The sequence below is a fragment of the Weissella thailandensis genome, assembly GCF_001932615.1.
Taxonomy (GTDB): Bacteria; Bacillota; Bacilli; order Lactobacillales; family Lactobacillaceae; genus Weissella; species Weissella thailandensis.
The window spans coordinates 1-16,155 of the sequence record NZ_CP014333.1; the positions used below are offsets into that span (position 1 = coordinate 1).

The window sequence follows — 16,155 nt, forward strand, 5'->3', positions numbered from 1 at the left end:
ATGATGGAAACTGATCTTTTTTGTCCGAACAGCGTTCGGATTAATTTTACAATCTACCACTACGATAAAAATAATTGGTCATTCATTGACAAAAGTGAACCAATTATAGGCAAGGACTATTCTATTATTGAGGTTAAATAGATATGCAACAAATCGTACTCCCAATCAAAGACTCTAACGTCTTAAAAATGGTGCAAGACACCTTACTAGATAGTTTTCGGGCAGGTCGCCGTAACTACACCATCTTTCAAGTTGGCAAAGCCACCCTGCTGCGGGTGAGTGATGTGATGACGTTAAAGAAATCCGATGTCTATAATCCAGATGGCTCTGTTAAACACACGGCCTTTATTCATGATAAAAAGACCGGTAAAGCAAATACACTATATTTAAAGCCCGTGCAACAAGACTTGTTGCAATATCATGATTGGCTAGTCCAACAGAATATCAATTCGGACTGGTTATTTCCTTCAACGGCCCATCCAGACCGGCATATCACTGAGAAGCAGTTTTATAAGGTCATGTCACGTGTTGGTGATCTATTAGGTATCAACTATCTAGGCACACACACCATGCGTAAAACAGGCGCTTACCGCGTCTATACACAGTCAAACTACAATATTGGTTTAGTCATGCACTTACTGAATCATTCGAGTGAGGCTATCACGCTTACTTATCTGGGGTTAGATCAAGCAAGTCGCGAAACAATGTTAGATCAAATTGATTTTGGGTAATAACGCCAACTAATCTCCCTAAATTAGCACGTATTTGTTCATTTTGACGCCACTATGGAGGTATTTTTAATGACTAGGATTACTAAGGCACAATTAGACAACATCATTACACGTTGCCACCATCCGAGGTAATTGGTACCCCATTGTCTGAAACTGCAACTAAAGTGTTGCTAGGTAATACTTTTTGAGTCATAATTTTAGACGCTCCAATTTTTGAGTATTTGGTTTGTTTTTCACTAACAAAATATCATAACAAAGAGCTCCTATGGTTTTCACCTAACGGGTGAAAGCGCAAAACCCGCTGAAACGGTATTAACTTGCTGTTTCAGCGGGTTTTTGTTTGTCTTGATGAATAATCCGGGTATTAAGTTCTACACCATCTCACTTTTCTCGACCATAGAGCGTCTTTCTAGATATCCCCGAACAGATTTACTCACCTGTTTGGGGTTTTCTTTACAAAAAAGTGTTTTTTGTCAGCAGGCGTGTTGGTAACCACTAAAAGTAACTCCCTAAAGACACCATTTTCGATGACGTAATATAACATATCGTTTCTTTGTATACATGGTTAGCTATTACAGGTCGACTCAATTAAAGGTGTTCTAAAAATATGATTTAAAATTTTACCCGGATTATTTCTAACGAATCAACAGGCAAGCACCCTGATGCGCTATACTCTGCTGATTTAATGAACGCAGCTGAAGAAGAAGCTAAGCTTCGAGGATTGTTTGACTTAAATAATCTATAGCTGATTACCATATAACTAAATATCTAAAAAGAAAAACGTCTTGAATATTCAAGGTGTTTTTTTGTCTACAAATAATAATTCAGTAAGATACCAACGCCATAAGCAACAATTGCAGCGACGTACCCGACAGAAAGTGTGCGTAGAATTTCTGTTCTTACTTTCTGCTCTGACAGGTTGGCCTTCACCCAGCCTAGCAACGCCAAAGAGACACCGACGATGACAAAGGCGATTGGAAAGGCGATGGCTTTGTCGTGAATGAGCGCATTTGTAATTAAGTAGGCACCTAGTGGAATTAAACCGAAGACGTTAAACGAAATGAATGTCGCGATACCAGCTGCCAATGCTTTACTTTTTGATTGATTGTTATCCGATGTTGCTGACAGGTAGGCACCGGCCCCCATTGAAAAGCCATCGGCTAATAAGTTTGAGAATCCCAAAATGATGATAACGATGTTTGAAACGTTACCACCGACCGATCCAGCAACGACTGCGAACGTCGTGATAATGCCATCTAAGCCACCGTAGACGATGGCTGAAACGTGTTTTTTCATTTATTTTCTCCAGTTTCTCTCAGTGGTGATAAAACCAATATATAAGAAAAAAGTGACCAATTATCGGTAATTTCACATCGGATTAAAAATGTTTCAAAAACGAAACAAATAAAACCCGGATTATTCATGCACTAAATTTTTAACCACAGCTAAATCAGTAAAATACGATAAAACACCTTGAAACTGCCAGTACCTTGGCACAGTTTCAGGGTATTTTTTCGATTGAGCGTTTTTTGAGAAAAATAGGAACACTAAATCCAGCCAGATTTTGCTATTTTTTTGAAAATCTACTTCGTTATTTTATTGCCACAAAGCATTTAGTCGTTCCCAAGCTCGCCAGAACAGACCATCGAATTGTTCTTGGATGCGGCTATCTAACGTCAAAATCACCTTGCGGGCGTGCTTAGTACACACGTCCACCGATTTTTAATAAACGGTCTCGAAAGGTATTGATTGTCCACGACTGTTGCTGGTCGTCCAACGCAATACTCTTCATCAACCGCATCAAGTTTGATGCAATTACTGAGATCCACATGCGCGCTTGCGGTAAACACGGACGATGTCTTTTTGTGGAAGACTTAGGTTAGTGACGATGAACTGTGTACCGCCATGTTCATCATTTAAAACGATATCCTTATTTTTAAGTATAAATCGACTTAACTTGATACAAATAATAATGCATCTAAATCAAATATCTCAACACATTTTTGGGTATGCCGTTTAATTAGACCTCTCTCTTCCAATGATGAGAACTTACGGCTTATTGTTTCTGGAGTTGTCCCCAGGTAAGTAGCCAAATCTTTTTTTGACATGGGTAAAGTCACATAAGTATGGTTTTTTTCATCTTCAACATTTTCTGATAGAAAATCAATAATTCGAGCTTCAACAGGTTCAGTACTGACTTGCACAGTCTGTTTTTCTGATAACTGTAGCCGTTTTGTAATATCCGATAATATTCGTCGCATGATTTCTGGATAGCGATCTAAATATTGATCTAAATTCTTTTTATGAATCCTACAAATACTTGTTTCCGATATTGCTTCAGCATAATTCGAATGATAACTTTCAGTCTGTAAAATAGCAACTTCCCCCATAAAATCACCAGGATGTAGGATGCGTATAGTTTGCTCACGACCAGACTCACTTAGGCTATAAATACGTACACGTCCATTGTTTATGATATATAATGTGTCATCTTTATCACCAAACCTAAATAATAGCTCATTCTTTACGTATTGTACTTCATGCGCTGATTGAGCAATTAGATGCATTTGTTCATCATTGAGATGATTGAAAATCGGCACTAAACGTATACAATCTACATGACTATGATGATTATGGTTTGCCATACCGTTTTCCTCCTAATTAATCGTTATCTATAAATTGTCCATTTTTTAAGTATAAGATCATCTTTTTTCGTTGTATTTTATGTGGTTAATCTCACACCAGCTTGCCCCAGAGGATAGCGTTCTGCATGACATGCTCTCACTGAAGGTGATCATACAATGATAAATTGCCATGTCACGGCGTGACCCATTGGTGCAATGTATCATGTACCAAAACAAAAAACCACTAGGGTATACTGAAGTGCCATAAAAAAGTTAGGCATTTAGATAAGACCTTGAGTATTTTTGTTTTAATTTGTTATAAATGATTTATTAAATTTGATCAAACAAATCATTTAATGCTTCCGTCATTGTTGGATGCGTGTATATTTGATCGCGCAAAGTCTCAGCTGAAAGATGATTTTGCATCGCTAGACTAATAATATTAATCGTCTCAAATGATTCCTCAGCATAAATAGTTGTACCCAAAATTTGATGTGTCTGTGGATCTATTAATGCTTTATAGTTACCTCTTGGATTACCAATTACTTGTGTCTTAGGAACACTAGCTGCTGGCATCTTCAGTACTTTATAATCAACGCCTGCCTCATTCAGCTGCGCCTCTGTTTTTCCGACACTACTAATAGCCGGATTTAGAAAAATAGTATTCGCAAATACTGGTCGATTTAAACGACTTCGTGTCTTATCGCCATATAGATGATTAGCCATAATACGCCAATCATCTAACGAAATATACGTGAATTGTGGCCCGCCGGTAACATCACCTAAAGCATAGACATCTTTAGCATCTGTTTCCAGTATATCATTGACTAAAATTTCACCGTGACTACCTGTTTTAATACTAGTTCTTTCTAGGTGCAAATCGGTCACATTAGCTTTACGTCCCGTAGCAACTAATAACCCATCGGCCTGTATATTTTTAATCCCTTTGGGTGTGCTTATAGTTAATGTAACACCATTTAGTGTATCATTTACACCAGTTAAGTTGCTTTCTAACAAAAAGGATACACCATCCTCCTCTAAATCATTTTTAGCTTGTTCGGCAATTTCAGGCTCAAAGTGTCCTAAAATCTTAGATGATTTATCAATGATAGTCACATGGCTACCGAATTGTGCATACATTGATACAAGTTCCGCCATACATGTTGGGATCTTTTTCAATAATTAATACTTCTTCACCGTGCTTTGCAAGTGTTCCTGCAAGTGTTTTACCCGCTTTTCCAAATCCAATAATAATATTACTAAAATGTTTCATTATTCACCTTGCTATTCAATAATTTAATTATGTGATCGAATCACAAATCAGGATCTAAAATAATTAAGTAATTAAAATTATTTAGAAATAATTTTTGAATCTAATTCCCAATTTGGATGTTATTTTTTGTACAAGATTATTACAACAATATTCTGATATTTTCATACTCTGATCCCCCTCAATCAATTATATATAATTCAATTCTTTTAACACAAATTTATTGTCCATTAGTTTTTATAACATTATTTAAATGGCCTTGTAACAAGCATAACCTTTATTCATGATAAAAAAGGCAAGCCAACACGCTTTACTTAAATCAATCAAGAAAAGTGGTGGCGTTTTGGTAAATAGTTACAACAAAAAAAGAAAAGAATAATAGTTAAATGGCGGAATATAAATTTTAACAAGCTGTAATTGACAAGCTAAAGAGTGAAGAATGGGACTATCTCATAGATTATTCGGGCGTAACGGTTAATCAGTTATATGATCACTGGCGAGATATTCTGAATACAAAAAAGCAGCCAAATTTTTTATAATATCAATAAATGCTTACCAACCTGATGTTCCTATATCAATAAATGGCACATCTTTTTCTAAACACTCGTTCTAATTCTGTCGGAATTAAACCAACTGATGTAATTTGAGGTTTGGATTACTAAGTCCTCAAAATTGGAAAAAGTTGTTTGAAAGGCAAACTCTCTCTTCAACAATGAGTGAAAAGCTTCAATTGGCCCATTATCATAATGGATAACCTTGTTTTGAGTATGAGTGGCTAATCTGATGCCGTTCAAGTAAAGTTTCAACTTCGTTGCTGGTGTACTGTGAACCCATGTCAGAGTAAAAATATTGTGGCTTTTGATGACATTCAAGCGCCTTATTAATCGTTTCTACAACTAACGTCGCCTCCATCTGACGGCCAATCTTGAAAGCAAGAACTTGATGAACCTTTGGTTCGTAAATAGAACTGAGATAAACCCAGGTTCCTGGACGTAATTCCAAATAAGTAATGTCAGCACGCCATATCATTGCATTGGGCTGGTGCTTGATTAAATTGGGGCGTTGTGAATGATCCACATGAGTGCCAGGTTTTTTAAATCGCCGATTCATTAAAGAGTGAATCTCCATTTCCCTCATTAATCGTAAAATTCGTTTTGACCCAACACAGATGCCTGACTTGCGAAGCACCATCGTTATTCGTGGATAACCATAGGCACGATAATTATTTTCCCAAATCAATTTAATTTTTTCTTTGAGCTGATTATCAACACGTTCGTGTTAACTAGGTTGATATCTTTTCCAATGGTAATAGGTGCTGCGCGGTAATTTCAGTGCCGAAAGAATAATTGATAAGCGGTGTCGCAATAACTGATCTTCTATGAAGACAAGGCAATTAATTCGTCCTAATGCTTTCCCAGTAACACCGCCGCAGCTTTTAAAATTTCAAGTTCCTCCTTTAATCGCTGATTTTCCTTTTGAAGTTGTTTGAATTCTTTGGACGTTACTTCAGTACCGTCTTCTAGCTCAACTGATTTAGCGCCTTTAACCCAGTTATGAATTGCGGCTGGAGAAACACCGTATTCCTCGGAAAGCGAGCAAATAGATCTTTTCTCTTCACGATGCATCTTCACAATGCTGGCTTTAAAATCATCTTGATATCGTTTCATTGGAATGCTCCTATCTTATTTTATTAATTATGGCATGACTGTTCAGAAATTTATGTACCAAATACTAGGATAGGAGCAAAAGGCGCATGTCTCAAAAATGACACTTAGCCATGTAATTAATCATCCAGATCAAGTATCACCTGAACTGATGGTGCGAGTACAACATGCAATAAAAAAAAGACCGTTGACTATCTGCCAAATCAAGTCGTACGGTCATTAGTCAACCAACGCTATTATGCCATTCGTTTCCTACTTTTAGAAGATGTTACAACAGTTGAACCGAATTATTGATTCGATTAGCTATAATTTACAACAAAAAGGTTAGACACTGAAAATTAGCTTAGATATTACGGCAGAGACACAATCTATTGACGTGAATAATCGAGCAGGCATTGAATAAACGACTGAATATATGTGCTGGCAGGGATATCGTGATATTTATTATATTGTTTTATCGTTAGATTAGTATTGAACTTAATGCACAATTTCTAATTGCCGACTACGATTATCCGTGCGAGCAATTAGATTGCACTTGTTGTGCTAAGTGCGGTTCAGCCGAAATTAAACACCCATAAGACAAGCGTTTGTCTTAATTGTTGAAAAAATTGTCGCACAAATTATTTCTTAAATTGAATCAAAAAACGATAGAATTAGGAAATACCAACATTTCAGCAGCTATAGCTGTTCGATAAACAATAAATTTGCATAATGTTATCGTTAACATTGTGCAAGCGCTTCCATTAATTATCCAAATGTTCTATGCTATAAACGGTTACGTATATTGGTGTTCAGAACATGTTCCTGATTTCTAAAAAAACAGTTTCATCACGAATTGTTCATATAGATGGGCATGATTAGAGCAAATCAGTTATGTTTCAAAAAAATTTTGGAGGAAGTAATGATGGTAGATAAGAAAAAAGGGCAGGGGTTGCCAAACCTGCCGCTAAGCACCATTTGGATGCTGAGTTTTGGATTTTTGGGTGTGCAGATGGCATTTTCATTGCAGAGTTCCCAAATGGGACGTATTTTTCAGACTTTGGGTGCTGATCCCACTAAGTTAGGGTTTTTCTTCATCCTACCACCATTGGCAGGGTTGTTTGTTCAACCACTAGTTGGTTATTTTTCAGATCGCACATGGACAAAACATTTTGGTCGTCGTATGCCTTATTTATTGGCTGGCGCTCTTGTGTCAGTTATCGTAATGTTCTTGTTGCCTAACTCAGGTAGTTTTGGTTTTTCAACTACTGCTGGGTTATGGTTTGGGGCTACCACAATTTTGTTCATGGATTTGAGCTCTAACGTTGCGATGCAGCCCTTCAAGATGGTTGTTGGTGATATGGTTAATGAAGACCAAAAGTCATACGCATACTCAATTCAAAGTTTCTTATCTAATACAGGATCTGTGTTGGCAACTATTTTCCCATTCTTGCTGACAGTGATTGGTGTTTCTAACACAGCGCCTAAGGGTCAAGTGCCAGCATCTGTAACTATTTCATTCTATGTTGGTGCAATCATCTTAGTTGTCTTTTCACTGATTGCGGTCTTTAACGTAAAAGAATATGATGATGCCACTTATGAGTTATATCATGGCTATGCTTTGAACACACCAAATGATGGTGAAGGTGGTTTCTTAACTTTGTTAAAGCATGCACCAAAAACATTCTGGATGGTTACTTTGACTCAGTTCTTCTGCTGGATGGCATTCCAATATTTGTGGACCTACGGTACTGGTGCTGTGGCAGACAATATTTTCCATGCAACTGATCCAACAACGGCTGGCTACCAAAATGGTGGAAACTGGTTTGGTATCGTGTCAGCGGTTTATGCTATTGCAGCCGTTGTGTGGTCGCTAGTATTATCAAAGATTCCAGCAAACAAAAACAAAACAGGTTATGCTTTGTCGCTATTTTTGGGGGCAATTGGGTTCATATCAGTGTTCTTTATTCATTCACAGTATTTGTTGATTGGCTCATTTATTTTAATCGGTATTTCATGGGCAGGTATGATGACATACCCATTCATTATGGTAACCAACGCATTGCCCGGTGATCACATGGGGACTTATCTAGGATTGTTTAACGGTTCAATTTGCTTGCCGCAAATTGTAGCCTCAGTTGCTAGTTTTGCACTATTCCCAGCACTTGGTTCACATTTCCCATCAATGATCTTAGTATCCGGAATCTTAATGTTAATTGGTGCTGTTAGTGTTGGATTTATCAATGAAATTCACAGTAATCCAGTAGATGCACAATAATGGCTAACGCTTCGGCGTTAATATGTGCGACCGGTCGTCGTAGATATTAGCGCTGAAGCTAAGCATTAGAAAAATTGAAGAGGTAGAAATCTTTATGAAACGAATTTTTGAAGTTGATCCTTGGACAGTTACGTCACATGATTTAAATCCCGAAGATAAACGTCTCCAAGAATCTATGACGAGTTTGGGCAACGAATACATGGGCATGCGTGGCATGTTTGAAGAAGTCTATTCCGGTGACACACATCAAGGAATTTACGTTGGTGGTGTTTGGTTCCCAGATAAAACACGTGTTGGTTGGTGGAAAAATGGTTATCCGCTTTACTTTGGAAAAGCTATCAATGCGCTAAACTATGTCAAAGCAGACATTTACGTTGATGGCAATCAAGTTGATCTAGCTAAGAATGATGTGACTGATTTTGAAGTATCATTGGATATGAAAAATGGTGTTTTGAATCGAACGTTTACTGTGTTTGGCGTAACGTTTAAAATCACGCGCTTAGTTTCAGCAGCAGTTAAGGAATTGGCAGATATTCACTATGACTTGTCATCTGCTGATGGACAAGCGCACAAAATTCGTTTTGATGCTAGTATTGATGCTGACGTCGTCAATGAAGATTCAAATTATGATGAAAAGTTTTGGCAAGTTTTGGATGCAGGTAATGAGACTAATTCATCGTTTATCGCTACGCAAACGATTGAAAATCTGTTTGGTGTGCCACAATTTACAGTTGTTGCCCGTCAGAGCTTTGTTGGCGGTGAAAAGCATGGTGTGAACCGCTCTGAAAAAGAAGTGACTGATAACTTTGACATCGAAGTACCAGCCAAAAGTTCAGTTAGTTTTGAAAAGCGCGTGATTGTGACAACTTCGCGTGATTATGATAGCCTAGCTCAAGCGATTAAAACAGGCGAGACACTAACTGCGAATCTTGCCACACAAACATACGACGATATCTATACAGCACACGCGCAAGAATGGGCTAATCGTTGGGAAAAAGCTGATGTTCAAATTGAAGGAGATGATGCGGCGCAGCAGGGTATTCGCTTCAACCTATTCCAGTTATTCTCAACTTACTATGGTAATGATCCACGTTTGAATATCGGACCAAAAGGTTTCACTGGCGAGAAGTACGGTGGTGCCACGTATTGGGACACCGAAGCATTTGCTATTCCTGTTTACCTTGGTGTTGCTGATCCGTCTGTGACCCGTTCATTGCTACAATATCGTTTTGATCAGTTGGATGGTGCATTCCACAATGCCAAAGAACAAGGCTTAAAAGGTGCTTTGTACCCAATGGTGACCTTTGATGGTATTGAGTCACACAACGAGTGGGAAATTACTTTTGAAGAAATTCACCGTAATTCGACAATTGCTTATGCGATTTATAATTATACAAACATCACGGGAGATCACTCATGGCTTGACGGTGACGGCGCACAAGTTTTGTATAATATCGCACGCTTCTGGGCAGATCGTGTCCACTATTCTGCCCGAAACGATAAGTACATGATTCATGGTGTCACGGGTCCCAACGAGTATGAAAACAATGTTAATAACAATTTCTATACAAATTGGATGGCAAAATGGGTTTTGCAATACTCCCTTGAACACTACGATGAAATTCATGCTGACGAAAAAGCTAAGTTGGCTTTGACAGATGAAGAATTAGCAAAGTGGCAAGAAATTGTTGATAAGATGTATTTGCCAGAGGCTAATGTTGATACCAAGATAGGTAAAAAGCATATCTTTGTTCAACATGATACATTTTTGGATAAAGATTTGACACCAATCGCTGATATGCCACAAGACATTCGTCCAATTAACCAAAACTGGTCATGGGATCGCATTTTGCGCTCGCCATATATTAAGCAATCTGATACATTACATGCCATGTTCTATTTCCCAGATGCGTTTACTGAAGAAGAAAAGCGTAACAACTTTGAATTCTATGAACCATTGACAGTGCATGAGTCATCATTGTCGCCATCTGTTCACTCAATTTTGGCTGCTGACTTACAAATGGAAGATAAAGCAGTTGAAATGTACGAACGTGCGGCCCGTTTGGACTTAGATAATTATAATAATGATACGTCAGATGGTTTGCATATAACCGCTATGACAGGTTCATGGTTAGCGATTGTGCAAGGATTTGCCGGCATGCGTGTGCGTGATGGTAAACTCCACTTGAGGCCATTCTTGCCAAAGAATTGGACAAAATATGCTTTCCGTTTGGTATTCCGAGGTCATGTTTTGGAAGTGTCAGTTGATGGTCAAGGTGCACATGTTGACTTGATTTCAGGTGAACCATTAGTGATTGACCTATTAGGAAAAGATGTCGAATTGACAAAGTAATAAGCCTGATGATGAGCGAGAAATCGCTCATTTGCTGTATAGCGGGAAAGGATATCATGAAAGTAGTAGAGAAGGATTTTGGACAATTACCTGACGGAAAAATCGTGACGGCGTTTACCCTAGAAAATATTAAACACACACAGATTACTGCGATTTCGTACGGAGCAACTTGGCAATCGTTTTACGTTGAACGTGATGGTGTCAAACAAGAATTGTTAGTCCAATTTGATGATTTAGCCGCGTATTTAGATAATCCATTCCATTTTGGAAATACAATTGGTCGTGTTGGTGGTCGTCTATCAAAAACTGATTATGATATTAATGGGGCACATTTTACATTAACGCCAAATGATCATGGCAATGTTTTACACTCTGGCATCAATGGCTTTGATGTGGTTAATTGGCACGGTGAAGCAAGAAATTTGGGTACAGCGGCGGAAATTAATTTCACACGTACTTTTGATGATGAATTCGCCGGACAATTAGCTGCCCAAGTGACCTATCGATTGGACGATGAAGATCGTTTAGACATTATATTTAGTGGCGTTTCAACCGAGAATACATTGTTCAATCCAATGACGCATGTCTACTTTAATTTAGTTGGTAAGGATCAAGATATCAGTCAGCATAAATTACAAATTGCATCACATCAACATCTTGAAGTTGATAATCACGCGATTCCAACCGGTAACGTGATTGATAATCAAAATACAAAATTTGATTTTGCGCATTTGCATGCCTTGGGACAAGAGCATTACGATGATGCTTGGGTATTAGATCCCAGCCGTCAAGGGGAGGGAGTAGGACTAACTTCACCCGATGAAAGTTTGACCTTGACAGTGGATTCAGATCGCAATGGTGTGGTTGTATTCACTGCCAATCCTGATGATAGCAGTGACATTAAAACAGCGCTTGCTATTGAGATGCAGACCTTGCCTGATGCGGTTAATCATGAAGGCTTTGGTGATATTGTTTTGCCAGCAAATGAAACAAAAACATATACTGTAACTTACCAAATTAAAAAAAGCGAGGATAAATAAAAATGGCTAAATTTTCAGATATTAAAGGTTTTGCCTTTGATTTAGATGGGGTTATTGCTGACACGGCGCGCTTTCATGGTGAAGCTTGGCATCAAACGGCTGATGAGGTTGGCACAACTTGGACACCAGAATTGGCTGAAGGTTTGAAGGGCATCAGTCGCATGGCTTCCTTACAAATGATTTTGGATGCTGGGGATCATGCCGATGATTTTTCTCAAGCAGATAAAGAAGCATTAGCAGAAAAGAAAAATCATAATTATCAACAACTCATTTCAACATTGACTGAAGATGATATTTTACCTGGCATGAAAGATTTCATTCAATCAGCTAAGGCGGCCGGCTATACAATGTCGGTGGCATCAGCTTCTAAAAACGCACCAATGATTCTAGATCATTTGGGATTAACCAAGTATTTTGTTGGCATTGTTGATCCCGCCACTTTGACAAAGGGAAAACCTGATCCTGAAATCTTCGTTCGTGCTGCGGAAGTCTTACATTTAAATCCAGAAAATGTTATTGGATTGGAAGATTCAGCTGCTGGTATTGTCTCAATCAATGGGGCAGATGAGACATCACTAGCCATTGGTAATGCCGATGTTTTGTCTGGAGCGGACTTGAATTTTGAGTCTACTTCAGAAGTGACCTTAGCAAATATTGAAGCTAAAATGCAATAGAGAACTAAAAAGAGTGTCAGTGTATAAAAACACTGACACTCTTTTGTTGTTTTAATTAACATTTGCCACCGTATTGCCCTGCTTGAGTGTGATATCGGTAAAGGTTACGGTATGCGGTGTTGTATGTGATCAACGAGAGCCGTAATAGCTAATTCATCCATCTGTGTAAATTTTTACTGCACAGGTGCTAAAATAGGACGTGCTAATTGGGTTAATTCTGTCCAATCGATGATCACTGCTCTTATACTAAAAAATGGACTATTTTTATTCAGTCCGTAAAATGAAAGTATAGGAGTATTTTTATGTCAATTCGTTATTCACAAGATTTTAAAGCGAGCGGCCATCTTAGTATACAAAAATAGTCCGTAATGTGGGATTGCCGCTCGTTAATCAATTTTTAGCGCAGGGCTACGCGCTTGTGCGTATTTTAAGTGCACTTAAAATCAAACCTAGTACCTATTACAACTGGCGCCATTGGCAGCCCAGTCGACAAGAAAAGCGTAGAAAATCCCTGAAACCTTATATTTTAGACGTTTGGAAAACCTTTAAATTTTATGGTTATCGTCGTATTGCTGCTTATAGTTAACAAACCGACGGTCCGAAAGTATCTGAGTATATGACACTCAAATTGATGCGTGAATTAGGGATTAAATCCCGCATGCAAAAACGTTATCGCAAACCCAAAACTGTTGTGACGGTTGATCAAAAACCCAATCTGATTAGACACTTGCATGATTTGAGCGGTGTTTGGCAAACAGATATCACTTATATTCAGTTGACTAATCACAGATGGGTCTATTTAGCGACGTTTTGGATCCTGAGAAGAGAAAAGTATTGGGCTATAAAATTTGGCGATATAATGAGCCGAGCTAGCCACAAGTGCCTTACAGATGGCTTTAGATAAGCATCGAAAGCCAGTAATTATTCATTCAGATATGGGGTCACAATACACGAGTGCTGAATTTAATATTAAATGTCAAAATTATGGCTTGAAACATTCATATTCACTCAAAGGACATCCATACGATAATGGCCGTATGGAAGTATTTCATTCAATATTGAAATGTGAAGAGGTGTATTTTAAGACATACGAAACATTAACGCAAGTCCAAGCAGCCATTGGTTGGTATATCAATTTTTATAATCGCAATCGTATCTCAAATGTTGCCTAAGTAACTGAATAAAAATAGTCCAATTTATTGACTTCTGAGCAAGTTTGCTGGGCGCCAAATCGTATACATCGACGAACAACTTCACAACCGGAACCCGACCACAAAATGTCGGTGCCGACCAAAATGGTGGCATGCGGGCGGCAGAGGAAGCCGCAGAGAGCTACTGGAAAGATAATCCCAATACCCGCCACGTCATTTATTATCAAACCACCCCACTCTACCAAAAAAGTGAAACAATGCCCCGGGGTTCAGTGGTTGACGTCCGTTCCTCAGATAAAGTTTTAAATACGCAAATTGTGGTCATTAATGATGCTGAAGGGATTAAGATTGATTACAGCGATGGTCGTAATAACGCCAAGCCATATCGACACCGCAATTCAAGTTCCGCTTCATCGCGGCAATCGACCTCATCAAATACCACTGAGGCTTCCAACTCACATCAAAGTACCGGCCCAACAACTGGTACGATGACAGCAAATGGCTCCTGGACGGTGGCCGCCAGCGGCATGGTATTTGTCTCTGATAGTGATAAATACTATTCCGAAGTCAAGAACCCAAATAACTATCAATATGAAAGTGCTTCTCAAGAAAGTGCCAGCGGGGCAACTCGGGCTCAAAGGGGTAATCAGTACGCTAGGCCTTAGTTCAAGCGGTAGCTATTTCAAAGTAGTGATTTCTTCTTTTAATCTGGTTAATGACAGTTTTAATACACCGTTCAGATTGATAAAACTTGGAACAAATGGCTGATTTTGCCGGCTAACAAAAAGAAGCGCAGCTATTCAATCGAATAACTGCGCTTCTTTTTGTTCTGAGATCAAATTGCCTGTCGCCGTCTCTTAATAGTCGTTCTTTAATTCAGCTGCGTCTTCACGTTCATCTTCTGCAGCCAATTTTTCTAGCGCTTTAGTGGCAGCCCGATTATCATCTTTTTTCAGGTTAAAGAAGGCCCTGACGACAATAACCAGTAGAACCACCACACCAGCCGTAAAGATTAAATCCGGTACCATTCGTGCCCACAGCAGACCCGCCATGACTGGTTGGTGATAGAAACTGAGCAGCCGAGCGTGCCAATAACCGTGTTTTAGCGCATCGATTAATTGAATTTGGCCCATTGGTAATAACGTAATGAACACCATTCCGGCAAGACCAATGTTGGTCAGCCAGGCGACCCAGCTAACGGCCTTTTCCATTTTTTTAGTCCAAAATTGTTTCTTAGTCACATTTCGCAATGTATAGAGCATAATTGCGATCGAGAACATGCCATAAACACCAGCTATCGAGGCATGGGCGTGGGCGGCAGTCCATTGCGTACCATGTTCAAAATAATTGATTGCAGGCGCGTTAATCAAGAAACCAAGTGCGCCGGCACCAACTGCATTCCAAATTCCCGTCCACATCAAGAAGATAAAAGTCCCTTTGTAAGGAAATACCTTCTGTGTATCTCGGTAGACACGGTAATGTGTGTAGGCTTCCCAAACCAGCAAGCAGAGTGGGACAATTTCCAGCGCAGAAAAACTTGCCCCCAAAGCGAGCCAAACTGAATGATCGCCTTCCCAAAAATAATGGTGTCCCATTCCGACAACGCCAGAACCTAACAGTTGTGTCACATTTTTTTGTGCCTTATAATTAAAGGCGTTAGAATTCGTCATAACTTAATGACATAAGTGCATGCCTTTTTTACTGCAGAAATATCAAAATTGCTATATAAATCAGATTGGAGACATAAGATGAAATATGGTTACGCCAGAGTGAGCACCACAGATCAAAAACTAGAAAATCAAATTGAGCGCTTAAAAAATTCAGGCGCTGAAATAATCTATCAAGAAAAGTTTACTGGTACAACGACTGAACGCCCTGAATTTAATAAATTGCTGAATGAACTAAAAGCAAATGATACATTGATTGTGACAAAATTAGATCGCTTCGCACGCAATACTAGAGAAGCCCTTGATATCATCCAAGTCCTATTTAAACGTAACATCAAGGTTAATATTCTGAACATGGGACTAATTGATAACACGCCCACAGGGCAATTAATTTTTACTATTTTTAGTGCCTTTGCCCAATTTGAACGAGACATGATTGTGACACGAACCCAAGAGGGTAAAATATACGCTAAAACACATGACCCCTATTTTCATGAGGGACGCCCACAAACCTACACAGATGAACAAATACGTTTAGCTTATGAGTTGCGCCAACAAGGCATGACTTACAAAATGATTGCTAGAAAGACAGGCATTAGCGAACGTACACAACAAAGGCGATTCAAAGATATTTAGCCCTTATAATTATACGTATAAATATAAATTATGCGTATTAATTGTAAACATCATTATGCTATGATATTATACTTATAAGGATAAATAT

General features: G+C 38.7%; 11 protein-coding genes and 5 pseudogenes. 9 read left to right on the forward strand and 7 right to left on the reverse strand.

Annotated elements, in window-relative coordinates; genetic code table 11:
* Positions 1–143: 143 nt before the first annotated feature.
* Positions 144–731, forward strand: a complete 588-nt coding sequence (locus tag FOL01_RS10545; protein ID WP_075270652.1) for a site-specific integrase — start codon at positions 144–146, stop codon at positions 729–731.
* An 810-nt stretch (positions 732–1,541) separates the two neighbouring features.
* Here the strand turns inward: FOL01_RS10545 and FOL01_RS10550 are convergent.
* The 6 genes and pseudogenes from FOL01_RS10550 to FOL01_RS10575 form a co-directional block, all read right to left on the reverse strand.
* Positions 1,542–2,027 carry a VIT1/CCC1 transporter family protein gene (locus tag FOL01_RS10550; protein WP_004903726.1) on the reverse strand — a complete coding sequence of 162 codons (486 nt, stop codon included), beginning with the start codon at positions 2,025–2,027 and terminating at the stop codon, positions 1,542–1,544.
* 403 nt (positions 2,028–2,430) lie between these two features.
* Positions 2,431–2,562, reverse strand: coding sequence for a transposase (locus tag FOL01_RS11145; RefSeq protein ID WP_156835036.1), 132 nt, complete (start codon positions 2,560–2,562; stop codon positions 2,431–2,433).
* Positions 2,563–2,683: 121 nt separating this feature from the next.
* On the reverse strand, positions 2,684–3,376 hold the full coding sequence (locus FOL01_RS10560; protein ID WP_074428101.1) for a Crp/Fnr family transcriptional regulator: 693 nt from the start codon (positions 3,374–3,376) through the stop codon (positions 2,684–2,686).
* A 309-nt stretch (positions 3,377–3,685) separates the two neighbouring features.
* Positions 3,686–4,513: an FAD-dependent oxidoreductase gene (locus tag FOL01_RS10565; RefSeq protein ID WP_418385074.1), complete on the reverse strand. Its 828-nt coding sequence runs from the start codon at positions 4,511–4,513 to the stop codon at positions 3,686–3,688.
* Positions 4,491–4,628 (reverse strand): annotated as a pseudogene (locus FOL01_RS11565) (NAD-binding protein); the annotation flags it as partial. The gene FOL01_RS10565 and the pseudogene FOL01_RS11565, both read right to left, overlap by 23 nt.
* Before the next feature lie 593 nt (positions 4,629–5,221).
* Positions 5,222–6,292, reverse strand: a pseudogene (locus tag FOL01_RS10575) (IS3 family transposase).
* Between the two features lie 97 nt (positions 6,293–6,389).
* Here FOL01_RS10575 and FOL01_RS11420 point away from each other — a divergent pair.
* The 7 genes and pseudogenes from FOL01_RS11420 to FOL01_RS10615 all read left to right on the forward strand — a co-directional run.
* A complete protein-coding gene (locus FOL01_RS11420) occupies positions 6,390–6,512 on the forward strand; it encodes a helix-turn-helix domain-containing protein (protein ID WP_235589935.1) in 123 nt (40 codons plus the stop codon).
* Between the two features lie 681 nt (positions 6,513–7,193).
* Entirely contained in the window at positions 7,194–8,546 is a 1,353-nt protein-coding gene (locus FOL01_RS10590) for an SLC45 family MFS transporter (RefSeq protein ID WP_075270654.1), read from the forward strand.
* Positions 8,547–8,640: 94 nt separating this feature from the next.
* Entirely contained in the window at positions 8,641–10,899 is a 2,259-nt protein-coding gene (locus FOL01_RS10595) for a glycoside hydrolase family 65 protein (protein ID WP_074428080.1), read from the forward strand.
* A 56-nt stretch (positions 10,900–10,955) separates the two neighbouring features.
* Positions 10,956–11,939 (forward strand): aldose epimerase family protein, encoded by a 984-nt coding sequence (locus FOL01_RS10600; RefSeq protein ID WP_075270655.1) that lies wholly within the window; start codon positions 10,956–10,958, stop codon positions 11,937–11,939.
* Positions 11,940–11,941: 2 nt separating this feature from the next.
* On the forward strand, positions 11,942–12,613 hold the full coding sequence (pgmB, locus tag FOL01_RS10605; protein ID WP_075270656.1) for a beta-phosphoglucomutase: 672 nt from the start codon (positions 11,942–11,944) through the stop codon (positions 12,611–12,613).
* Between the two features lie 878 nt (positions 12,614–13,491).
* Positions 13,492–13,785, forward strand: a pseudogene (locus FOL01_RS11155) (transposase); the annotation flags it as partial.
* 41 nt (positions 13,786–13,826) lie between these two features.
* Positions 13,827–14,429, forward strand: a pseudogene (locus tag FOL01_RS10615) (DNA/RNA non-specific endonuclease); the annotation flags it as partial.
* A 192-nt stretch (positions 14,430–14,621) separates the two neighbouring features.
* On the opposite strand, the pseudogene FOL01_RS10620 reads toward FOL01_RS10615, so the two are convergent.
* A pseudogene (locus FOL01_RS10620) lies at positions 14,622–15,383 on the reverse strand (cbb3-type cytochrome c oxidase subunit I); the annotation flags it as partial.
* A 129-nt stretch (positions 15,384–15,512) separates the two neighbouring features.
* Between FOL01_RS10620 and FOL01_RS10625 the strand changes: the two are divergent.
* Positions 15,513–16,067 carry a recombinase family protein gene (locus tag FOL01_RS10625; protein ID WP_075270657.1) on the forward strand — a complete coding sequence of 185 codons (555 nt, stop codon included), beginning with the start codon at positions 15,513–15,515 and terminating at the stop codon, positions 16,065–16,067.
* The last annotated feature ends 88 nt before the right edge of the window (positions 16,068–16,155 follow it).